Raw genomic sequence first — 21,255 nt, 5'->3', positions numbered from 1 at the left:
GTATCCCGCCGATGGCGGCGGGTCCCACTGTCCTGCAGGCCGACGTGTGCGTCGTCGGCGCCGGCGCGGCCGGCCTCTACGCGGCGCTCACCGCGGCCCAGCAGGGCGCGCAGGTCGTGCTCGTCTCCGCCACCCCCCTGGCGCAGACCGCGAGCTACTGGGCCCAGGGCGGCATCGCCGCCGCGCTCGCCGTCGAGGACTCCGCCGACCTGCACCGCAAGGACACCGAGCGCGCGGGACGCGGGATCGTCCGGCGCACCGCCGCGAACCTCCTGTGCCGCGAGGCGCCGCACGTCGTCCGCGACCTCGAGGCGCTCGGCGTGCGCTTCGACGCCGACCGTCGCGGCCGCCTCTCCCTCGGGCTCGAGGGCGGCCACACGGTCCGCCGCGTCGTGCACGCCGGCGGCAGTGCCACGGGCCGGCGCGTCGTGCGCGACCTCAGCGCCATCGTCGCCGAGGACCGCCGCATCACCGTGCTCGAGGGCTCGCGCGCCTCGGCCGCCTGGACCGCCGACGGGCGCTGCTTCGGCGTCGCGCTCGAGGACGGCCGCGCCGTCCAGGCCCGCGCGACGATCCTCGCCACCGGCGGCGCCGCCGCGCTCTGGTCCCGGACGACGAACCCGCCGGGCAGCCTCGGCATCGGCCTGCAGCTCGCGCGCGAGGCGGGCGCCGCGCTCGCCGACCTCGAGTTCGTGCAGTTCCACCCCACCGCCGTCACGGGCATCCCCGGCCGTGAGGGCTTCCTCGTGACCGAGGCCATCCGCGGCGAGGGCGCGACGCTGCACGACGCCCACGGCGAGCGCTTCGTCGAGGAGCTCGCGCCTCGCGACGAGGTCGCCCGCGCGATCGCGGGCACGATGCGCGAGCAGGGGACGACCCACGTCCTGCTCGACATGCGCGAGGTCGACCCGCTGAAGTTCCCCAACGTCGTCGGCGCCCTGCGCGACAGCGGCCTGGACCCCGCCACGGAGCTCGTCCCCGTCGCCCCCGCCTCGCACTACGTGATGGGCGGCGTGGTCTGCGACCTCGACGGCGGCAGCACCGTCCCCGGCCTCTACGCCGTCGGTGAGAGCGCCTGCACGGGGCTGCACGGGGCGAACCGCCTCGCCTCGAACTCGCTCACCGAGTGCTTCGTCCTGGGCAAGCGCGCCGCGCTCGCCGGCCTCGACGAGCCGACGGGCCAGCCGGACACCGCGCCGCCCACGGAGACGGCGATCGAGGTCCCGAGCTGGGAGACCCGCCAGGCGCTGTGGCACCACGCCGGGATCGAGCGCGAGCGCGAAGGCCTCCAGCGGCTGACGGACGACCCGCACCCACTGGCGCGCCTCGTCGCGGCATGCGCCATCCTGCGTGAGGAGTCGCGCGGCGCCCACCGTCGCAGCGACTTCCCAGAGACGGACCCCGCGCTGGACGGCCACCACACCGTCGTGCGCAACGGCCACGCCGCCTTCGAGCGCTGGGCCTGAGCCCCGGACGCGGCGGCCTACCCTCCAGGCCGCGACACTGGACCAAGATCCGGGTCCGCTTAACGCGAACTCAATCTTCGCACCGTTTGAGCCTTCACAGAGGGAGGCGACCATGCCGCCCCTCACACGGGACCTACGGAGGAGGGACCAGGGTCTATGTACCAGTTCTCGAGGGCGATCTACCGCGAGCTGGCGGGGGACATCGACGGCGTTCACGGGCGTGAGGCGCACCAGGCGGTGCTCTGCTCCTGCGAGCGCACGATCGAGCGTCTCGCCGGCGACCGGCACTACTTCGCCCGTCCGGCACGGACGCTGTTCAACGACGTCCGCCAGTACTTCCCGATGGCGAGCCAGGCGCGGGTCTGGCAGGTCATCAGCACGTACGTGGCGGCCGCCGACCAGTTCTTGCTGACGCAGCCGCGCAACGGCTTCGACGCCAACGGCAACCCGCTCCAGTGCCGCGCCACGACGCGTCGCGGGACGGCCTGCCAGCGCATGCCGCTGCCGCACAACGGCTACTGCCCGTCGCACCAGCACCTCGCCGAGACCGAGGAGCGGGAGATCGCGGCGGAGATGGCGCTCGCGGCCTAGCGCGCGCCGACACCTGCGGAGGAGGGCTTCGCGGCCGGGGGTGCTTGACTCCCGGCCGTGTTGCTGGGCGTCGACGTGGGAGGCACGTTCACGGACGCCGTCCTCGTCGACGGCGGCCGGGTCGTCACGGCCAAGGCGCCGACCACGCCCCACGACCAGTCCGAGGGCGTCCTCGCCGCCGTCGAGCTCGCCCTCGCCGAGGCCGGCCGGGACGCCGGCGCCGTCGAGGCCTTCGCCCACGGCATGACCGTGGCGACCAACGCGCTGCTCGAGGGCCGCGGCGCCCGCACCGCCCTCGTCGCCACCGAGGGCTTCACCGACGTCCTCGAGCTCGGCCGCCAGGCGCGGCCCGAGCTGTACCGGCTGTGCGTCGCGGGTCCCGCGCCGCTCGTGCCCGCCGAGCTGCGGGTGGCCGCGCCCGAGCGCACGGGCCCCGAGGGCGTGCGCCGCGCGCTCGACGACGACGGTGCCCGCGCGGTCGCCGGGGCGGTGGCGGCGCTGGAGCCCGAGGCCGTCGCCGTCGTCCTGCTGCACGGCTACCGCCACCCCGAGCACGAGCAGCGCCTCGGCGCGGCGCTGCGCGAGCGGCTGGGCGACGGCGTCCACGTCTCGCTCTCCCACGAGGTCACCGCGACGTTCCGCGAGGTCGAGCGCGGCGTGACCACCGAGGTCGACGCCGCGCTCTCCCCCCTGCTGGCCGCCTACCTGCGCCGGCTGGGCGAACGCGCCGCGGGCGCCGGACTGCCCGAGCCGTCGATCATGCAGTCCAGCGGCGGGCTGACGAGCTCGGCGACCGCGGCGGGCCACGCCGCCCTCACCGTCCTCAGCGGTCCCGCCGGCGGCGCGGCCGCCGCCGCGCTGCTCAGCGAGCGCCTGGGCGAGCCCGACCTGCTGTGCTTCGACATGGGCGGGACGTCGTGCGACGTGTGCGTCGTCGAGGACGGCCAGGTGCGCGAGACCGCGGGCCGGGAGGTCGGCGACCGGCCGCTCGCGCTGCCGATGGTCGACATCCACACCGTCGGTGCCGGCGGCGGCTCGATCGCCTGGCGGGACCCGGGGGGCGCGCTGCGCGTCGGCCCGCGCAGCGCCGGGGCCGACCCGGGACCCGCGTGCTACGGCCGCGGGGGGACCGAGCCGACGGTCACCGACGCGAACCTCCTGCTCGGCCGGCTGGACCCGGACGCCGCGCTCTCCGGGGTGCGGCTCGACCGCGACGCCGCGCACGCCGCGGTCGCCGGCCTGGCCGAGCAGCTCGACCTCGACGTCGAGGCCTGCGCCGCCGGGATCGTCCGCGTCGCCGACGCCGAGATGGTCCGCGCGCTGCGCGTCATGACGGTGCAGCGCGGCGTCGACCCGCGGGGGTTCGCGCTGCTGGCCTTCGGCGGCGCGGGCCCGCTGCACGCCGCGCACGTCGCGCAGGAGCTCGGCGTCCGGCGCGTCCTGGTCCCGGCGGCCTCCGGCGTGCTCAGCGCGCTCGGCCTCGCCGCCGCCGACCGCCGCGCCGACGCCCAGCGCACCGTCCTGCTGCGCGGGGAGGCGCTCGACGACGCCGCCCTGCGGGCGGCGCTCGAGGACGTCGGCGCCCAGGCCCGCGCACAGCTGGGCGACGAGCACGCGGCCCTCACGACGACGTGGGAGGTCCGCTACGCCGGCCAGTCCCACGAGCTCGCCGTCCGCTGCGGGCCCGACGCCGCGGAGGTCCGCGAGGCCTTCGCCGCCGAGCACGAGGCCCGCTACGGCTACCGCGACGACGACGGCGAGGTGGAGGTCGTCACCGTCCGGGTGCGCGCCGCCCTGCCCGGCCCCGAGGTCGGCTGGGACGCGCCGGAGCAGGACGCCCCCGGCGGCGGCCCGCTCGCCCTGGCCCTGCGCGGCTCGACCGTCTGGGTCCCCGAAGGCTGGCACGCCCGCTACGACCCGACCGGGACGCTCGTGCTGGAGGACCGCCGGTGAGCATCGACGCCATCGAGCTGCAGGTCGTCCTCGGGGCGCTGCGCGCCGCGTGCGAGGAGGCCGGCGCGGTGCTCGTGCGCAGCGCGCACTCGGCGAACATCAAGGAGCGCCGCGACTGCTCGACCGCGCTCTTCGCGCCCGACGGGCAGATGGCGATGCAGGCCGAGCACATCCCCGTGCACCTCGGGGCGATGCCGGCGTCGGTCGAGGCGGTGCTCGGCGAGGACCACCGTCCCGGCGTCTCGTGGGTGCTCAACGACCCCTACCGGGGCGGCACCCACCTGCCGGACATCACGGTCGTCACGCCGGTCTTCGAGGCCGAGGACGGCGGCGCCCTGCTGGGCTTCGCGGCCAGCCGCGCCCACCACGCCGACGTCGGCGCGAAGGTCCCGGGCTCGATGCCGGCGGACTCGCGGACGCTCGAGGAGGAGGGGGTCGTCATCGCTCCACGCGTGCTCGACGCCACGGCGGTCGAGGAGCTCAGCGCGCGGATGCGAGGTCCCGCCGAGCGCCGCGCCGACCTGCGCGCGCAGCTCGCGGCCAACCGCACGGGCGCGGGTCGGCTGCGCGAGCTCGCGGCGCGCGTCGGCCGCGAGACCTTGCAGGCCGCCGTCGACGAGGTGCTCGACTACAGCGAGCGGCGCACCCGCGCGTGCCTCGCCGCGCTGCCCGACGGCGTCCACGAGGCCGTCGACGTCCTCGAGGGCGTCGACGGGGACCTCGAGCTGCGCCTGCGTGCGACCGTCGACGGCGACCGCCTGGTGCTCGACCTGCGGGGTTCGGCCGGCCAGGACCCCGGCAACCTCAACTGCCCGCGGGCGGTGACGGTCAGCGCCTGCGCCTTCGCGGTGCGCGTGCTCACCGACGCCGACATCCCGCCGACGGCCGGCGCCATGCGGCCGGTGGAGGTCCTGACCGATCCGGGGACGCTGCTCGACGCCCGCGCGCCCGCGGCGGTCGCCGGCGGCAACGTCGAGACCTCGAGCCGCGTGGCCGACCTCGTCCTGCAGGCCTTCGGCCGCGCCTGCGGCCAGGGGACGATGAACAACATCACGCTGGGCACCGACGACTGGACGTCCTACGAGACGCTCGGCGGCGGCCAGGGCGCATGCCCGGACGCCGACGGGCCGAGCGGCGTGCACGTGGCGATGTCCAACACCCGCAACACCCCGGTCGAGGCCTTCGAGCTCGAGTTCCCGGTCGACGTCGTGCGCCTCGAGCGCCGGCGCGGCAGCGGCGGGGACGGCCGCCACCGCGGCGGCGACGGGCTCGTGCGCGAGTGGCGGGCGCGCGAGCCGCTGGCCTACAGCCTCATCACCGAGCGCCGTCGCCACGCCCCGCCCGGCGCCGACGGCGGCGCGCCGGGCGCCCGCGGGCGCAACGTCCTCGTGCGCGCCGACGGGACGGAGGAGGAGCTGGCGCCCAAGGCCACCGGCGAGCTCGCGGCGGGGGAGGCGCTGCGGCTCGAGACGCCCGGCGGCGGCGGTCACGGAGCGCCGGAGAGCGCCTCGTAGAAGCCCTGCTGATGGCCGCCATCAGCGCGGCCGGGGGACTAAGGGGTTGCACCCGACGTGAGTAAGGGGTCGGCGCGCAGGACTGAGGTCTGCGGGCCGCCAAGACGGCTCGCCCACCCGATGTGGAGGACCACCCCTCAGGAGCACGATGCTCCCATGCACTTCCTCCTCCAGAACGAGCTCCTCGACGCCGAGGCGAGCGTGCGCCGGGCGCAGCGGACCCGCGCGGCACAGGCCTCTCTCTCCGCCGTGCCCCGCCTCCACCGGTTCCGCAGGTGGCGCCCGGTGCGCGCCCGGCGTCCGAGCATCCGCCCCCGCCCGGCCTAGCCGAGGACCGCGGGGCCGTGGCGGGCCTTGCCCGGCCGTGGGACGATGGGGGCGTGCCCCAGCGTGTCACGAGCGACGTCTTCGTCGGTCGCACCGCGGAGCTCGCAGAGCTCGAGCGGGCGCTGGCGGACGTCCTGGGCGGGAAGGCCCGCGTGGCGCTCGTCGCCGGGGAGTCGGGCGTCGGCAAGAGCCGCTTCGCCACGCAGGTGCGCCGCCGTGCGGAGGAGGCCGGCGCGCGCGCACTGTGGGGCGACTGCCTCGAGCTCGGCGACGGCGAGCTGCCCTACGCGCCGATCGTCGGCGCGCTGCGCGGCCTGGCCCGCGAGGGCGACCCGGTCTTCGACGAGCTCGGCCCGGCGCGCGCCGAGCTCGCGCGCCTGCTGCCGGAGCTCGGCGTCCCGGGCGACCTGCAGATCGAGCCGCTCGGCGGCAGCGGGCGCGGCCGGCTCTTCGAGCTGCTGCTCGCGCTCCTGGACCGCCTCGGGCGCCAGCAGCCGCTGCTGCTCGTCCTCGACGACCTGCACTGGGCCGACCGCTCCACCCGCGAGTTCCTCGCGTTCCTCGCGCGCAACCTCTGCGCCGAGCGGATCCTGGTCCTGGGGACGTACCGCTCCGACGAGCTGCACCGCCGCCACCCGCTGCGCCCGGTCCTCGCCGAGGTCGAGCGCCAGTCCAACGTCCGGCGCGTCGAGCTGCAGCGCTTCACCCGCGACGAGCTGCGCCTCGCGCTCGGCGACATCCTCGGGGCCCCCGCGGCCGAGGGCCTCGTCGAGCGGCTGTGGCAGCGCAGCGAGGGCGTCCCGCTCTTCGCCGAGGAGCTGCTGGCCGCCGGCAGCGACGGCCGGGGCGAGCTGGCCGGGTCGCTGCGCGACGCGCTCATGCTGCGCGTCGACGCGCTGCCCGACGCGGCGCAGGAGGCGCTGCGCTGGGTCGCGGCCGGCAAGCGCGTGATGCTCGAGGTCCTGCAGGAGGTCAGCGGGCTCGACGCCCGCGAGGTCCGCGACGGCGTGCGCGAGGCGGTCACGCACAACGTCCTGCTCACCCACCCCAACGGGACGCTGAGCTTCCGCCACGAGCTGCTGCGCGAGGTCGTCGCCGACGACTTCCTGCCCGGCGAGGAGGCCGAGCTGCACCTCGTCCTGGCCGAGGCGCTGGAGCGCCGGCTCGACGGCGAGGTCTGCGTCAAGCCGACCGAGGCGGCGATGATCGCCCACCACTACGACCAGGCCGGCGAGCGCCCCCGCGCGCTCGTGGCCGCGGTACGGGCCGGCGAGGCGGCGTGGGACGTCCACGCCGCGGGCGAGGCGGGTGACCTGTTCGAGCGCGCGCTCGAGCTGTGGGACCACGTCCCGGACGCCGAGGAGCTGCTGGGCATCGACCACGTCGAGCTCCTGCAGCGCGCCGCGGTCGCCCGCGACGACGAGCCCGCGCGCTCCGCCGAGCTCGCCCGCCGGGCGCTCGCCGAGCTCGACCGCGAGGAGGAGCCGGTGCGCGCCGCGTCGCTGCTGCACCGCCTCGGCCGCGCGCAGTGGAGCCGCGGCCACGGCGAGCAGGCCTTCGCGACCTGGGACGAGGCGCTGGACCTCCTGCCCGCCGACCGGCCGACCGTCCTGCGGGCGAAGCTCCTGGCTCGCAAGGCGTCGTCGCTGATGCTCTGGGGCAGCTACGCCGACGCCGACGAGCTCTGCCAGGTGGCCCTGCGCTCGGCGCGCGCGGCCGGCTCGCGGTGGGCGGAGCTGCACGCGCTGAACACCCGCGGGGTCTGCCTGCTGGCGCTCGGCGACCCCGGCGGGGCGATCGACACGCTGCGCGCCGCCCTCGACGGGGCGCGGGCGGACGGCATGGCCGACCAGCTCATGCGGGCCTACATCAACCTCTCGGACACGCTGCTGCTCGCCGGCCGGGCCGAGGAGGCCCACGACCTGCTCGTGCGCGGCACGGCGGAGGCCAAGGAGCTCGGCCACCACGGCACGTGGATCGGCTTCCAGCGCGCCGAGGCGGCGTTCCACCTCGGGCTGTGGCGGGAGTCCGACGAGCTGCTGCCCGCCGGCAGCGCGCCGCGTCACGAGGGCCAGAACCGGATGTTCTTCCAGATCCGCCGGGCCGAGCTCGAGCTCGCCCGCGGTGAGCACGACCGCGCCCGGGAGCGCCTGGCGCAGACCCGCGAGAGCGCGGGGCAGATGCTCGAGCCGCAGTGGATCTCCCCCATCGCGTCGCTGCTGGCCGCGCTGCACCGCCGCGAGCGCCGGATCGACGAGGCGCGCGACGCGATCGACTGGGGCCTGTCGCGGCTCAAGCGCGGTGAGCCGGGACTCGAGGACGCGCCGCGGATGGCGCGGATCCTGGCGGTCGGCGCGGGGGTGGAGGCCGACGCGGCGCGGATGGCGCGCGATCTGGGCCGTCCCGGCGACGAGGCCGAGGCGGCGGGCCGTGCCGCGGACTACGCGGCGCGGGCGATCGTCCTCGCGGGGACCCGGCACGGCCGGGCGATCCCGGAGACCGCGGCCCATGCGGCGGTCGCCGAGGCCGAGGCGGCGCTGGCCGGCGGCGCGCCGCGCCCCGAGCTGTGGGCCCGCGCCGCGGAGCTCTGGGACGCCATGTCGCGCCCCTACGGCGTGGCGAGCGCGCGCTGGGAGGAGGCCGAGGCGCGGCTGCTCACCGGCGACCGCGCCGGCGCGACCGAGGCGGCACGCACCGCGTGCGCCGTCGCCACCGAGCTCGGTGCGGCGTGGCTCAGGGACGCGATCGAGGGCCTGGCCCGCCGCGGCCGGCTGCGCCTCGACGACGGCGACCCGGCCGGCGCGGACGGCACGCCGGGGTCGGCCGCCGGCGCCACGGCCGCCCAGCCGGAGGTCCCCGAGCCGGCGACCGAGCTCGGCCTCACCCCGCGCGAGCTCGAGGTCCTGCTGCTCGTGGCCGACGGGCGGACGAACCGCGAGATCGGCGAGCGCCTGTTCATGGCCGAGAAGACCGCCTCGGTCCACGTCTCGCGGATCCTGGCCAAGCTCGGCGTGCGCTCGCGCACCGAGGCGGCCGCAGCCGCCTACCGCCTCGGGCTGGTCGTGGAGCCCCAGGCGTAGATGGCCAAGCCGGGCGAGGACGGTCTCCCGGTCCTGTCGTTCGAGGACGCGGCGGCCTTCGAGGCGTGGCTCGAGGCCAACCACGACGGGCCGGGGCTGTGGATGAAGCTCGCCAAGAAGGGCGCCGGCGTGCCGAGCGTCACCCGCGCCGAGGCGCTGGACCTCGCCCTCTGCTTCGGCTGGATCGACGGCCAGTCCCACGGCATCGACGAGACGTGGACCGGCCAGCGGTGGGTGCCGCGCCGGCCCCGCAGCCGGTGGTCGCGCATCAACACCGAGAAGGCCGAGGCGCTCATCGCCGAGGGGCGGATGCGCCCGAGCGGGATGGCGGAGGTCGAGAAGGCCAAGGCCGACGGCCGCTGGGACGCCGCCTACGAGCCGCCGAGCACCGCGACCGTCCCCGCCGACCTGCAGGCGGCGCTCGACGCCGACCCGCAGGCGGCCGCGGCGTTCGCCGCGCTCGACGCGACCAACCGCTACGCGGTCCTGCACCGCGTCACCGCCGAGGCCAAGCGCCCGGGGACCCGCGAGCGGCGCATCGAGCGGCTGGTCGCGATGCTCGCCGCGGGTCAGAAGCTCCACCCCTAGCGCGCCTGTCGGCACCCGCGCTGGCAGAGTGAGGCCATGCCCGCCTCCCTGGTCCACACCTGCCTGCGCGTCCGCGACCCCGACGCGTCGGTGCGCTTCTACGCCCTGCTCGGGTTCGAGGAGACGGGCCGCCTCACCTTCGAGACGGCCTACAACGTCTACCTCGGGCTGCCCGGCGACGGCGACCGGCTCGAGCTCACGGTGAACGTCGGCCGTGAGGAGCCCTATCCGCTCGGCGAGGGCTTCAACCACATCGCGGTCACCGTCGACGACCTCGACGCGACGCTGGCCACGCTGGCCGAGGAGGCCGACGTGCACCCCGAGAAGCCGGCCTACCGGCCGGGCGGCCGCGACGACCTGCCGCGCATCGCGTTCGTCGCCGACCCCGACGGCTACCGCGTGGAGCTCATCGACGGCGGGGCGTTCGCAACGCCCCAGGACCCCGCGCCCGCCGCGGGCTGAGCGCCGTGCGTGTCGCCTTCCTCGGCCTCGGGATCATGGGGTCGCGCATGGCCGCGAACCTCGTGCGGGCCGGCCACGAGCTGACGGTCTGGACCCGCACCCCCGGCAAGGCGCAGGCCTGGGCCGACGAGCACCGCGCCGCGGTCGCCGCCACGCCGCGCGAGGCCGCCGACGGCGCCGAGGTCGTGGTCTCGATGGTCGTGGACGGCGCGCAGGTGCGCTCGGTCCTGCTCGGCGAAGACGGCGCGGCGGACGGGGCGGGCGACGGGACGCTCGTCGTCGACATGTCCACCATCGCGCCGGCCGACGCCCGGTCGATCGCCGCCGACCTCGAGGCCCGCGGCCTGCGCTTCGTCGACGCGCCGGTGACGGGCTCGTCGCCCAAGGCCGCGGACGGGACGCTGACGATCATGTGCGGTGGCGCGGCCGACGACGTCGACCGCGCCCGGCCGCTGTTCGACGTGATGGGCGAGCTCGTCGTCCACGTCGGGGCGACCGGCCAGGGCCAGGCGCTCAAGCTCGTCAACAACGCGACCGCCGCGGCGAACGCGGCGACGGTCGCCCAGGCGCTGCTCGTCGCCGACGCGCTGGGCGTCGACCTCGACGCGCTGCAGGCCGTCCTCGGCGCGGGCTCCGGCGGCTCGGCGATGCTCGCGCTGAAGGCCGCGCCGATGCGCGACCACGACTTCTCGACGCTCTTCAAGGCCGAGCACATGCTCAAGGACGTGCGCCTCTGCCTGGAGGAGGCCCAGAGCGCCGGCGTGCCGTTCCCGGCGGCCGCCGCGGCGCGCGACGCGCTCGTCGCCGCCATGGGCCGCGGCCGGGGCGACGCCGACTTCGCGGTCCTGCTCGAGGCCTTCGAGGGGCTGGCCGGACGGCGCCTCGGTGACGGCCCGGCGGGCCCTGACGGTCCGTCCGGCGACTAGCACACCCTGTCGAAGTCCGCCTAGACAGTCTGTCGATCTCCCGATTTTGCCGGGAGATTTGGCAGTTGTTTCCATCCTGTGCTTATGTGCAGGGGCGTTGCCGCTGGCCTCGTCCGACCCTCCGGACGCGGCGGCACGCCTCTGTTCCAGCCTCCTCCCCCCGCACCCGCTTATGCCTATTGCGTTCAAGGAATGGGCCGTCACCGTCCGCGCGCTCGCCGAGGGTGAGCAGCTCCTCACCCTCCGGAAGGGTGGCGTCGGTGAGTCCTCGAAGCACTTCCAGCTCGAGCACGACCGGTTCTTCCTGTATCCGACCTTCGACCACCAGCGCAACGACCTCGTCCGCGAGTCGCACATGCCCGAGCTGCGCCGCGCGCTCGAGGAGGGCGTCTGGCCCGACGGCGAGCCGCCCCTCCACGCGCTGACCCGTGACGGCGGCATCCACCAGCCCGACCGCGTCCGCGTTCGCGCCTGGGCCGAGGTCGCCGGCCACTTCACCATCACGGACCCGCGCACGGTCTGCGAGCTCTCGCCGTTCTACGTCTGGACGACGGACTACGCCGAGAAGCGCCTGGCGTGGAAGCGCCGCCACCCGCTGCACGTGCTGCTGCTGCGCACGTACCGGATCCCGCGCCCCGTGACCGTCCGCGTCAAGGACGAGTACGGCGGCTGTCGCTCCTGGCTCGAGATCACCCGCGACCTGCCGTTCGAGGGCACCCCGGTGCTGTCGGACGACGAGTTCGCGAGCGCCGCCGAGATCATCGCCGGCATCTGCGAGTCGCGCGTCCCCGAGCTCGTCTAGCTCGTCTGTGATGGCGGCCACCGACCTGGTGGCCGCCGCGCAGCGCCTCCTCGTCGTCGGGATCGGCGGCGGTGGTGACGTCGTCGGGTCCTACGCCGTCGCGCTGGCCGCGGAGGCGCTGGGGACCGACGCGGTCGTCGGCGGCCTGACGTGGGAGCGCCGGCCGGTGGACCCGCTCCCCGGCCCGCGGCGCCTCGACGAGGTCGTCGACGCCGAGGCGCTCAACGCGGCGGTCGCGCTCGCCCGTCCCGAGACCAGCGGTCCGGGCGGCTTCCGCTTCTGCGAGGCGCACCTCGCCGGCCTGCTCGACGAGGACGTCGTGCTCGTCGACCCGACCGGCGGGCCCGCCGCCACCGCGGCCGGGCTGGCCGACGCGGCCACGCGGCTGGGCTGCGACGTGGTGGTCCTGCTCGACGTCGGCGGCGACGTGCTCGCCCACGGCGACGAGCCCGGGCTGGCCAGCCCGCTGGCCGACGCCGTCCTGCTCGCGACCGCACCCGCGCTCGAGGCCGCCGGCCTGGGCGTGCTGGGCGTCGTCTTCGGCATCGGCTGCGACGGCGAGCTCAAGCCCGCCGAGGTGCTCGAGCGCCTCGAGGAGGTCCGCTCCGTGGGCGGCGACCTCGGCGACCTGCCGCTCCCCGAGGGCGCGCTGGACCGCCTCGATGCGGCGTGCGCCGTCGTGCCGACCGAGGCCAGCGCGATGGCCGTTCGCTGCGCGCGCGGCGAGGTCGGCGACGTGCCGATCCGCCAGGGCCGGCGCACCGTGCCGCTGACGCCCGACGGCGGGCGGCTGGTCTGCTTCGACCCGGCAGCGGCGATGCGCTCGGCGGCGAAGCTCGCGGCCGCGCTCGTCGACTCGTGCTCGCTCGAGCACGCGCACGACCGGCTCACCGAGCTCGGCGTGCGCACCGAGCTGGCCTACGAGCGCGACGCGGCCGCCGCCGCACCGCCCTCGTCCTGACCGTGCGCTAGCCGGACTGGCTGCCGCCGCAGGCCTGGATCGCCTCGGCGGCCTTCGTCGTCAGCTCGCGCGAGGTGCGCTGGCCGGAGCGGATCTGCGCGGTGATGTCGTCCTCGCTGATCGTCTCGCGCAGCTGCTTGACCACGCAGTCGACCTCCTGCTCGGTGGCGCCGTCGCCCTTGAGCGACTCGCGCACGCCGCTCTCGAACTGGCGGCGCAGCAGCGAGACGCCCTGGCTGTCGGTCGTCTCCGAGGTGCACTCGGTGACGACGCGGAGGAACTCCCGGTGGGGGTCCTTGTCGGCGATCGCGTCGTAGGCGAGCTGGCGGAAGGTCGGGTCGTCGAGGCCCTGCAGGCCCTTGCCGATGCAGTCGCGCGCCTTGGGGTCCTGCAGCGGGCCGGCGTCCGGGTCGTCAGCCGCGCCCGCGAGGCCCTTCGTGAGCTGGGAGCGCAGGAAGGCGACGCTGAGCTCGGCCACCTTCCACTCGCCCTCTTCCTTGACGTACGTGAGCTGGCCGGTGGCGCCGTCGCTGTCGCCGCCCTGGACCGTCACCGTGCCCGTGGCGCGCTCGGCGTCGCCCTGGACGTTGCTGACCGTCGCGCCGGTCGGCGGCTTGTCGTCGGCCTCGGGCGTCTCGGCCTTGCGGCAGGTCGCGAGGTCGCCGTACACGGCGGTGACGAAGCCGCGCGTGACGACGCGCGTGCACTTGACCTCGGGGTCGCGCGTCGTGAGCGCGGTGACCGTGGTCTTGCGGATGGCCTCCTCGTCGGGGCCGTCGCTGCTCGAGTCGTCGCCGCCGCAGGCGGCCAGGAGCATGGAGGACCCGCCGATGAGCACGGCGGCGCGCAGGGCCTGGCGGAGCATGGCGCGCATCCTGCCAGGCCGCGACGCCGTGTCTCGGACAGGCCCTGCGACGAGCGGGCAGGCGGCGGGCGGCCTGCGGCGAATGGTCAAGGCGGGTCATGGCGTGGGAGGAGACGGAGAGCACCCACTTCAGCGCGCGGCACGGGTCCGAGGACGCCGACGACGTCACCGGCGTGCTCGAGCTGCTCGAGACGACGCACGAACGGCTCGCCGGCGCGTTCCCGGAGGTCCCGCAGCGCACGAGCGTCGTCGTCCACCCCTCCGACGCGGCGCTCGCCCTCGCCCAGCCGGTGGTCCCCCTCATGCGCCTGGCGACGGCGCCGGCGGCGCGGCGCTACCTCGTCGGCTGGCCCTCGCGGGCGACGATCCACGTCCTCGCGCCGCGGCTGCTCGCCGCACGGGCGTCCAACGTCCCGGGCTCGCGGGAGATGGAGCTGCTGGCCCCCTCGGCGCTCTACGCCCAGCTCGTCGTCGGCCACAACGCCCCGCTGCTGCCCCCGCCGTTCCGGGCCGGCACGTTCGTGCGGGCGGTGCGCTGGGCGTGGCTGGTCTTCGGCGCGGGCCAGTTCTTCGGCGGCCAGACCGCCCACGCCCGGCCGGCGATCGGGCGGCGCCTGCGCGAGGGCGGCGAGCCGTCCTTCCCGCCGGGCCTGCGCGATGCGCCGCTGCTCGGGGGGACGGTGCTCGACCTCCTGGCCCGCGAGGAGGGCGAGCGCGCCGCGATCCGGTTCATCACCCACCTGCCGCCGGGCGGCCCGCGCGACGCCCTCGTCCGGGCCTTCCACGGCCGGCCGCTCGTGCACACCGAGGGCACCTGGCGCGCCCATCTCGCCCGGCTCGCGGGGCAGGCGAGCGAGGAGGGCTAGACCGCAACGTCCGGGGCCGAACAACCGCCGGGGAGGCCCCTGCAAGAACCGGACCGAGGGCCGTTTTCCCGCGACCTGCATGGGAACATCCGTGGGGTGAGCCGCCGTGTCGTGAAGGTCTTCGCCCTCGTGGTGGTGCTGGTCGTGGGCGTGGGCGCCGGTGCGCTTGCCTGGGCCGACCACCAGTCCCGCGACGAGATCCCCGACGGCGTCCAGATCGCCGGGATCGACGTCGGCGGCATGACCGAGCAGGGCGCGCGCGACCAGCTGCGCCAGGACCTCGCCCAGCCCGCCGCCCGCCCCGTGCGCGTGCGCGTCGGCGGCCAGACGCTGACGCTCTCGGCCAAGGAGGCCGGCGTGCGCATCGACCTCGCGGGCGCCGTGCGCCAAGCCGTCGAGTCCGGCCGCGGCGGCTCGTTCGTCAGCCGCGGTTGGCGCTCTCTCTCCGGCGGCACCGTCGAGCGCGACATCCCCGCCCCCGTCGAGGCGGACGCCGCGGCGGTCAAGAGCTTCGTCGGCCGCCTGCGCGACCGCGTCGGGCGCTCCGCCAAGGACGCCGAGCTCGACGTCTCCATCACCGACGTCTCGGTCAAGCCGGGCGAGACCGGCCGCCGCCTCGCCGACCCCGGCGGCCTCCAGCGCCGCATCACCAAGGCCCTCAGCGACCCGGACGCGTCGCGCGATCTCCGAGCCTCGGTCGTCAAGGTCCAGCCGCAGCGCACCGCCGAGGACGTCTGGAACGCCAACCCGGTCGTCGTGACCGTCGCCGCCGACGCCAAGCGCGTCCGGGTCTTCCGCCGCGGCGAGCTCGAGAAGACCTACCGCGTCGCCGTCGGCAGCAAGGAGTACCCGACGCCGCTCGGCCAGTTTTCGGTCCAGTCGATGCAGAAGAACCCGACCTGGAACGTCCCCGACTCCGAGTGGGCGGGCGACCTCGCCGGCCAGACCATCCCGGGCGGCGACCCCCGCAACCCCCTCAAGGCCCGCTGGATCGGCTTCAACGGCTCCGTCGGCTTCCACGGCACCGCCGACATCGGCTCCCTCGGCAACGCCGCGTCCCACGGCTGCGTGCGCATGAACCCGTCGGACGTCATCGACCTGTACAAGCGGGTCGAGGTCGGGACGACGGTGCTGGTGGCCTAGGCGGTCGTCCGTCTGGCGGAGCTCCGCTCGGTGCGCCGTGGGAGGGCGGCGGGCGCTGTTCGGCAGTGAGGGAGGCGACGGGGCTAGCCGCCGCGGGGTCCGCGAGGGGTCGTGTGGGGTCGGGCGTTCGTGGCCCTGTTGATTCCGGCGTCCTGCGCCGGAAATCGACAGGGTCACGGTCCTTCGGCCCCGAACGAGCATCGATTGGCGGATTCTCCGCTCCCCAGGCGGAGAAGACGCCAACGGATGCGCGAAGCGCCCGCCCTCACAACGCCGCGCCCAGCCACACGAGCAGGGCGACCACCAGCAGCCCGACGACCAACCCGGCCAGGAGCTTGAGCGGCGAGACCGCCGCACGCCGCTCCTCGCTGATGAGCTCAGCCTGCAGCAGGACCTCGTGCGCGGCGAAGGCACCGCCCTCCGGGACCAGCACGTCGCGCGGTCCGGCCGCGAGCATGTCCGGGACGTCGAAGCCGGCCGTGCGCCGCAGCAGCGACGGGATGCCCTCCTCGGCGAGGAGGTTCTGGATGAACTCCGCCTCGGCCTGGTTGCGGCCGCCCGCGACCTTCACGAGGGGACCCTCGCGGTAGCGGGGATCGCCCTGGGGCGGGTCAGGCCGCACCCACGCGGACCTCGGCCTGCTCGGCCTCGCCGTCGACGATCCGCCAGTGGCGGATGTCCGGCTCCCCGCCGCCCGCGACACCGATGATGAGCCACTCGGCGCCCGGCCAGAGCGCCGCGAAGTTCATGTCGGTCTGGGACGGGATCGGGTCCGAGCGCGTGTGCGAGTGGTAGATCGCCAGGTCCGCGCCGGCGTCGTCGATGCGCTGGGTGAGCTCGAGGAGCTCCTTGCCGTCGATCTCGAACCGGAAGGGGCTCGCGGCGACGTTCTCGGCCTCGAAGACCTCGACCGCCCGGCCGTCGCGGACGGCGATCAGCCCGCAGCACTCGTTGGGCGCCTCGCGGCGCGCGTGCTCGACGATCTGCTCCAGGAGGTCGGCGGCGATGTCCACGCCGCCAACCTAGCGCCAGGCCTCGCGAGGCCCGGCGGGCGAGGCGCTAGGCCTCGCTCCGGGGCGCGATGTACTCGTCGTCGCGCTTGTCCTCGCCGGAGATGGAGTCCTTGAACTCCCGCATCCCCTTGCCGAGGGAGCGACCGACCTCGGGCAGCTTCTTCGGGCCCAGGACGATCAGGGCGATCGCCAGGACGATGATGAGCTCCATGGGGCCGATGTTGAAGGGCATCAGTTCAAGATCCTCTCGACTGGGATGTCGTCAGGTGTTGCGCAGCAGTTGAGCAGACGGATCATCCGCTGCCCACCGCCGGACGGTCGATCCGGCGGCGCCGACTACCACCACACGGTCGAGTCGAGGTTCGCGACCTCGTCGACCGGCAGCGTGTAGATCCCGGACGACAGGTACTTCCAGCCGTCGTCGCAGACGATGAAGCAGAGGTTGCCCTCGTCCATCTCGCTCGCGATGCGCACGGCGATGGAGGCGATCGCGCCCGACGAGACGCCCGCGAACAGGCCCTCCTCGTCGAGGAGCTTGCGGGTCCAGACGATCGCGTCGCGGTTGGTGACGAAGATCTTGCGGTCCAGCAGCGAGAGGTCGATGATCGGCGGGATGTAGCCGTCGTCGAGGGAGCGCAGGCCCTGGACGGGCTCGCCCTGCATCGGCTCTGCCGCGACGATCTTCACGCGGTCGCCGAGCTCCTCGCGGAAGCGCCGGCCGTTGCCCATGAGCGTGCCGCCCGTGCCGAGGCCCGCGACGAAGACGTCGAGCTCGCCGTCGAGCTCCTCGAGGATCTCGGGCGCCGTGCCGTGGTAGTGGGCGAGCGGGTTGGCCTCGTTGCCGTACTGGTAGGGCATGTAGTACGAGGCGTCCTCCTCGGCCATCTTCAGCGCCATCGCGACGGCGCCGTTGGAGCCCTGGTCGCCGGGCGAGTAGACGATCTCGGCCCCGTACATCTTCAGGAGCTGCGTGCGCTCCGGCGTGACGTTGTCGGGCATGACGACCTTCAGCCGGTAGCCCTTGCGCCGGCAGATCATCGCCAGCGCGATGCCCGTGTTGCCCGAGGTGGGCTCGAGGATCGTCTGGCCGGGGCGGATGAGCCCCTGCTCCTCGGCGTGCTCGATGAGCGAGCGCGCCACGCGGTCCTTGACCGAGCCGGTCGGGTTGTGGGACTCCAGCTTGGCCCAGATGCGGACGCCCGGCTTGGGGCTCAGGCGCTTGAGCTCGACCAGGGGCGTGTTGCCGATCGCCTGGACGAGGTCGCCGTAGCGTCCGCCGCAGGGTCGCGTCTCGAGGGGAGGGACGGCCATCGCTTCACGGAGTGTAGTGCTCGGTGAGGGGCCACCCCACCCCCTCGATGTCCTGCGGAGAGCCGGCGCTCAGCAGCCGCCGGCCATGGCCGGCAGCAGCTGCAGGACGGCGCCCTCGGTGACGGGCGTGTCCAGCCCGTCCATCACCCGGACGTCCTCCTGGTTGAGGTAGACGTTGAGGAACTTGTTGAGCTGGCCGTCGTCGCCGAAGACCTGGGCCTTGACGCCCGGGTTGGCCTCGGTGAAGGCGACGAGGACCTCGCCGACGGTCGAGCCATCGGCGCTGACCTCGCGCTCCCCTCCGACGGAGGGGCGCAGGACGGGCGGGATGCGGATGGTGGCAGCCATGGAGACGGCGGGACCCTAGCCCGCGGCGGCGCAGAACGCCTCGTAGTCGGGGAACACGCCCATCTCCTCGTCGGAGATGGCGCCCGGCTCGCGCGAGCAGATCGGGCACTCGGGGTCGCGGCGGACCTTCAGCTCGGTCGTCGACGCGTCGAGCGCGTCGTACATGAGCAGCCGGCCGATCAGCGGGTCGCCGATGCCCGTGATGAGCTTGATGACCTCGGTGGCCTGCAGGAGGCCCATCGTCCCGGGCAGGACGCCCAGCACGCCGTTGGCACCGCAGCTCGGGGCCAGCTCCGCCGGCGGCGGCTGGCGGAAGAGGCAGCGGTAGCACGGGCCCTCGTAGGGCGCGAAGACGCTCAGCTGGCCCTCGAAGCCGAGGATGGCGGCGCTCACGACCGGGATGCCGAGGCGGACCGTCGCGTCGTTGAGCAGGTAGCGCGTCGGGAAGTTGTCGACGCCGTCCACGACGATGTCGAAGCCCTCGAGGACCTCCATGATGTTGGAGGCGTCCAGGCGGAACTGGAACTTCTTGACCTGGACGTCGGGGTTGAGGTCCTTGATCGCCTGCTCGGCGGAGTCGACCTTCGGGACGCCCACGCGAGAGGTGGCGTGGATGACCTGGCGCTGGAGGTTCGAGACGTCGACGACGTCGTCGTCCACGATGCCCAGCGTCCCGACGCCCGCGGCGGCGAGGTAGAGGGCGGTGGGCGACCCCAGGCCGCCGGCGCCCAGCAGCAGGACCTTGGCGTCCAGCAGCTTGGCCTGGCCCTCGGTGCCGATCTCCGGCAGCAGGAAGTGGCGGCTGTAGCGGTCGCGCTGCTCGGGGGTGAACACGCGCGGGGTCTCGACGGCGTAGCCGCGGTCCTTCCACAGCGTGTAGCCGCCGGTCATCGACTCGACCTGCTCGTAGCCGAGGTCCTCGCGCAGGGTGCGCGCCGCCAGGGCGGAGCGGTTGCCCGAGGCGCAGTAGAGGACCACGCGCTGGGAGCGGTCGGGCGCCGCACCCTCGATGCGCGACTCGAGGTGGCCGCGGGAGACGTGCTTGGCGCCGGGCAGGTGGCCGCGGTCCCACTCCTCGGGCTCACGGACGTCGACGAGGACGACGCCGTCGTCGATGCGGCCCTGCTCGACGAGGTCGTGGACCTCGCGCGGGTCGACCTCCTTGATGGAGGACTTCACCTGCTTGATGAACTCCGAGCCGGAGGGCGTCATCTGTGGCAATCACCTGAAGGACTGAGGGGTTTCAGTGCTTCAGGAAGTGTAGCGGCCGGACGCGCCCGCCCTCCGAGCGCGTCCGACCGCCGGGTCCCGAACCCAGGTCCAAGTGGGGAGGGGCTGCACCAGGGGTATCGGAGCGCGCCGCGGGTGCCGACATGGGGTGTGGACCCCATTCGCTCCGAGCCCTCCCCCACCGCCTTGCGCCGGACCTCCCTCGCCACCCAGGTGCTCGCCGTCAACGCGGCGCTCATCACCGCCACCGTCCTCGCGGCGGCCGTCGTCGCGCAGCTCGACGTGACGGGCGCCGAGTCGCGCCGCCAGGCGCTCGTCCTGGTGGCGGCGATCCTCTCCACCGTCCTCGTCAACGGGCTCGTCGTCCGCCGCCGCTTCGCCCCGCTCGAGCACCTCATCGACGTCATGGAGCGCGTCGACCTCGGCGCCGCCCGCGACGGCGAGGTCCGCGCGGAGGTCGACGCCGACTCCGCCGAGGTCGCCCGCCTCACCGACGCCTTCAACCGCATGCTCGGACGGCTCGAGGACGAGCGCGCCCGGACCGCCGGCGCCGTCCTGCAGGGCCAGGAGGCCGAGCGCGCGCGCCTCGCGCGCGACCTGCACGACGAGGCCAACCAGGCGCTGACCGGCGTCCTGCTGCGCCTCGCCGCCACCGCGCAGGACGCGCCGCCCGCCCTGCGCGACGAGCTGCGCGCCACCCAGGAGGTCGCCACGCAGGCGATGGACGAGCTGCTGCGCCTGGCGCGCGAGCTGCGCCCCGCCGCGCTGGACGACCACGGCCTCGCCGTGGCGCTCGCGGCGCTGCTGGACCGCGCGCCGCTGCGCGCGTCGCTCGACGCCGGCGACTGCGACCTCGACGCGCTGCAGCCCGACGCGCAGGTCGTCGTCTACCGCGTGGTGCAGGAGGCGCTGTCCAACGCGATCCGCCACGGCCACGCCCAGGTGCTCCACGTCGCCGCCCGCGCCCACGGCGGCGAGGTGGTCGTGACGGTGCGCGACGACGGCGACGGCTTCGACGTGCGCCGGGTGCAGGAGGGCGAGGGCGGCCTCGGCCTCACGGGCATGCGCGAGCGCGCGCGGCTGGCGGGCGGCGCCGTGGCGATCCGGTCCGCGCCGGGGTACGGCACCGAGGTCGAGCTGCGCCTGCAGGAGGCGCTGGCGTGCGCGTCCTGATCGCCGACGACCACGGCGTCGTGCGCGGCGGGCTGCGGCTGCTGCTCGAGCGCCAGGCCGACATGGAGGTCGTGGCCGAGGCGGCCGACGGCGCCGAGGCGGTCGAGGTCGCCCTGCGCGAGCGTCCCGACGTCTGCGTGCTCGACGTCTCGATGCCCAAGCTCACCGGCCTGCAGGCCGCGCGCGAGATCCGCGCGCAGCTCCCCGACGCCGGCGTCCTGGTCCTCTCGATGCACGACGACGAGCGCTACGTCCTCGAGGCGCTGACCGCGGGCGCCGGCGGCTACGTCCTCAAGCGCGAGGCCGACACCCGCCTGGTGGAGGCCGTCCGGGCGGTGCACCGCGGCGAGCCGTTCCTCACGAGCGCGGTCGAGCGCTCCCTGCTGCGCGACTGGCTGGCCGACCCCGACGCCCGGACCGCCGGCGAGCCGCTGACGCCGCGCGAGCAGGAGGTGCTCAAGCTCATCGCCGAGGCGCACACCAACCGCGAGATCGCCGAGGTCCTGCACCTCAGCGAGAAGACGGTCGAGTCCCACCGCGGCAACCTCCTGCGCAAGCTCGGGATGCGCGACCGCGTCGAGCTCGTGCGCTACGCGATCCGCCGCGGCCTCGTCGAGCCCTAGTCCCCGTCCGGGC

General features: G+C 75.2%; 21 protein-coding genes. 14 read left to right on the top strand and 7 right to left on the bottom strand.

What is annotated here, in order from left to right:
• Positions 1 to 11: 11 nt before the first annotated feature.
• The 10 genes from JUB12_RS21770 (at position 12) to JUB12_RS21725 (ending at position 12,670) form a co-directional block, all read left to right on the top strand.
• Positions 12 to 1,466 carry an L-aspartate oxidase gene (locus tag JUB12_RS21770; RefSeq protein WP_205697538.1) on the top strand — a complete coding sequence of 485 codons (1,455 nt, stop codon included), beginning with the start codon at positions 12 to 14 and terminating at the stop codon, positions 1,464 to 1,466.
• Positions 1,467 to 1,622: 156 nt separating this feature from the next.
• Positions 1,623 to 2,057: a hypothetical protein gene (locus JUB12_RS21765; protein WP_205697537.1), complete on the top strand. Its 435-nt coding sequence runs from the start codon at positions 1,623 to 1,625 to the stop codon at positions 2,055 to 2,057.
• Positions 2,058 to 2,114: 57 nt separating this feature from the next.
• A complete protein-coding gene (locus JUB12_RS21760; RefSeq protein WP_205697536.1) occupies positions 2,115 to 4,010 on the top strand; it encodes a hydantoinase/oxoprolinase family protein in 1,896 nt (631 codons plus the stop codon).
• Positions 4,007 to 5,524 (top strand): hydantoinase B/oxoprolinase family protein, encoded by a 1,518-nt coding sequence (locus JUB12_RS21755; protein ID WP_205697535.1) that lies wholly within the window; start codon positions 4,007 to 4,009, stop codon positions 5,522 to 5,524. The genes JUB12_RS21760 and JUB12_RS21755 overlap by 4 nt, the downstream gene beginning before the upstream one ends.
• A 380-nt stretch (positions 5,525 to 5,904) precedes the next feature.
• The gene (locus JUB12_RS21750; protein ID WP_205697534.1) at positions 5,905 to 8,931 is read left to right on the top strand and encodes an AAA family ATPase; all 3,027 of its coding nucleotides are present in this window, start codon (positions 5,905 to 5,907) and stop codon (positions 8,929 to 8,931) included.
• Positions 8,932 to 9,519 carry a YdeI family protein gene (locus tag JUB12_RS21745; RefSeq protein ID WP_205697533.1) on the top strand — a complete coding sequence of 196 codons (588 nt, stop codon included), beginning with the start codon at positions 8,932 to 8,934 and terminating at the stop codon, positions 9,517 to 9,519.
• A 36-nt stretch (positions 9,520 to 9,555) separates the two neighbouring features.
• Complete coding sequence (locus JUB12_RS21740) at positions 9,556 to 9,981, top strand: VOC family protein (RefSeq protein ID WP_205697532.1); 426 nt, start codon at positions 9,556 to 9,558, stop codon at positions 9,979 to 9,981.
• Positions 9,982 to 9,986: 5 nt separating this feature from the next.
• The gene (locus tag JUB12_RS21735) at positions 9,987 to 10,907 is read left to right on the top strand and encodes an NAD(P)-dependent oxidoreductase (RefSeq protein ID WP_205697531.1); all 921 of its coding nucleotides are present in this window, start codon (positions 9,987 to 9,989) and stop codon (positions 10,905 to 10,907) included.
• 172 nt (positions 10,908 to 11,079) lie between these two features.
• A complete protein-coding gene (locus tag JUB12_RS21730) occupies positions 11,080 to 11,709 on the top strand; it encodes a DUF1802 family protein (protein WP_205697530.1) in 630 nt (209 codons plus the stop codon).
• 10 nt (positions 11,710 to 11,719) lie between these two features.
• Complete coding sequence (locus tag JUB12_RS21725) at positions 11,720 to 12,670, top strand: DUF1152 domain-containing protein (RefSeq protein WP_205697529.1); 951 nt, start codon at positions 11,720 to 11,722, stop codon at positions 12,668 to 12,670.
• A gap of 7 nt (positions 12,671 to 12,677) precedes the next feature.
• Here the strand turns inward: JUB12_RS21725 and JUB12_RS21720 are convergent, their stop codons facing one another.
• A complete protein-coding gene (locus JUB12_RS21720; RefSeq protein WP_205697528.1) occupies positions 12,678 to 13,535 on the bottom strand; it encodes a hypothetical protein in 858 nt (285 codons plus the stop codon).
• 98 nt (positions 13,536 to 13,633) lie between these two features.
• Here JUB12_RS21720 and JUB12_RS21715 point away from each other — a divergent pair, with 98 nt between their 5' ends.
• Together JUB12_RS21715 and JUB12_RS21710 are read left to right on the top strand one after the other, a co-directional pair.
• Entirely contained in the window at positions 13,634 to 14,401 is a 768-nt protein-coding gene (locus JUB12_RS21715; protein WP_205697527.1) for a hypothetical protein, read from the top strand.
• Positions 14,402 to 14,497: 96 nt separating this feature from the next.
• On the top strand, positions 14,498 to 15,544 hold the full coding sequence (locus JUB12_RS21710; RefSeq protein ID WP_205697526.1) for a L,D-transpeptidase family protein: 1,047 nt from the start codon (positions 14,498 to 14,500) through the stop codon (positions 15,542 to 15,544).
• Between the two features lie 265 nt (positions 15,545 to 15,809).
• Here the strand turns inward: JUB12_RS21710 and JUB12_RS21705 are convergent, their stop codons facing one another.
• The 6 genes from JUB12_RS21705 to moeB all read right to left on the bottom strand — a co-directional run bounded on the left by JUB12_RS21705 (position 15,810) and on the right by moeB (position 19,428).
• A complete protein-coding gene (locus tag JUB12_RS21705) occupies positions 15,810 to 16,115 on the bottom strand; it encodes a hypothetical protein (protein WP_205697525.1) in 306 nt (101 codons plus the stop codon).
• A 40-nt stretch (positions 16,116 to 16,155) separates the two neighbouring features.
• Positions 16,156 to 16,557: a Mov34/MPN/PAD-1 family protein gene (locus JUB12_RS21700; protein WP_205697524.1), complete on the bottom strand. Its 402-nt coding sequence runs from the start codon at positions 16,555 to 16,557 to the stop codon at positions 16,156 to 16,158.
• 46 nt (positions 16,558 to 16,603) lie between these two features.
• Complete coding sequence (locus tag JUB12_RS21695; RefSeq protein ID WP_205697523.1) at positions 16,604 to 16,789, bottom strand: twin-arginine translocase TatA/TatE family subunit; 186 nt, start codon at positions 16,787 to 16,789, stop codon at positions 16,604 to 16,606.
• Between the two features lie 104 nt (positions 16,790 to 16,893).
• Complete coding sequence (locus JUB12_RS21690; RefSeq protein ID WP_205697522.1) at positions 16,894 to 17,868, bottom strand: PLP-dependent cysteine synthase family protein; 975 nt, start codon at positions 17,866 to 17,868, stop codon at positions 16,894 to 16,896.
• A gap of 69 nt (positions 17,869 to 17,937) precedes the next feature.
• A complete protein-coding gene (locus tag JUB12_RS21685; RefSeq protein WP_205697521.1) occupies positions 17,938 to 18,216 on the bottom strand; it encodes a ubiquitin-like small modifier protein 1 in 279 nt (92 codons plus the stop codon).
• Positions 18,217 to 18,231: 15 nt separating this feature from the next.
• Positions 18,232 to 19,428: a molybdopterin-synthase adenylyltransferase MoeB gene (moeB, locus tag JUB12_RS21680; RefSeq protein WP_205697520.1), complete on the bottom strand. Its 1,197-nt coding sequence runs from the start codon at positions 19,426 to 19,428 to the stop codon at positions 18,232 to 18,234.
• Positions 19,429 to 19,632: 204 nt separating this feature from the next.
• Between moeB and JUB12_RS21675 the strand changes: the two genes are divergently transcribed.
• Both JUB12_RS21675 and JUB12_RS21670 read left to right on the top strand, forming a co-directional pair.
• A complete protein-coding gene (locus tag JUB12_RS21675; protein ID WP_205697519.1) occupies positions 19,633 to 20,619 on the top strand; it encodes a sensor histidine kinase in 987 nt (328 codons plus the stop codon).
• Positions 20,607 to 21,242: a response regulator transcription factor gene (locus JUB12_RS21670; RefSeq protein ID WP_241004357.1), complete on the top strand. Its 636-nt coding sequence runs from the start codon at positions 20,607 to 20,609 to the stop codon at positions 21,240 to 21,242. The genes JUB12_RS21675 and JUB12_RS21670 overlap by 13 nt, the downstream gene beginning before the upstream one ends.
• The last annotated feature ends 13 nt before the right edge of the window (positions 21,243 to 21,255 follow it).

Origin of the sequence: Conexibacter sp. SYSU D00693, assembly GCF_017084525.1 — a bacterium.
Classification (GTDB): domain Bacteria; phylum Actinomycetota; class Thermoleophilia; order Solirubrobacterales; family Solirubrobacteraceae; genus Baekduia.
This window is presented reverse-complemented; position numbering and strand designations above follow the sequence as displayed.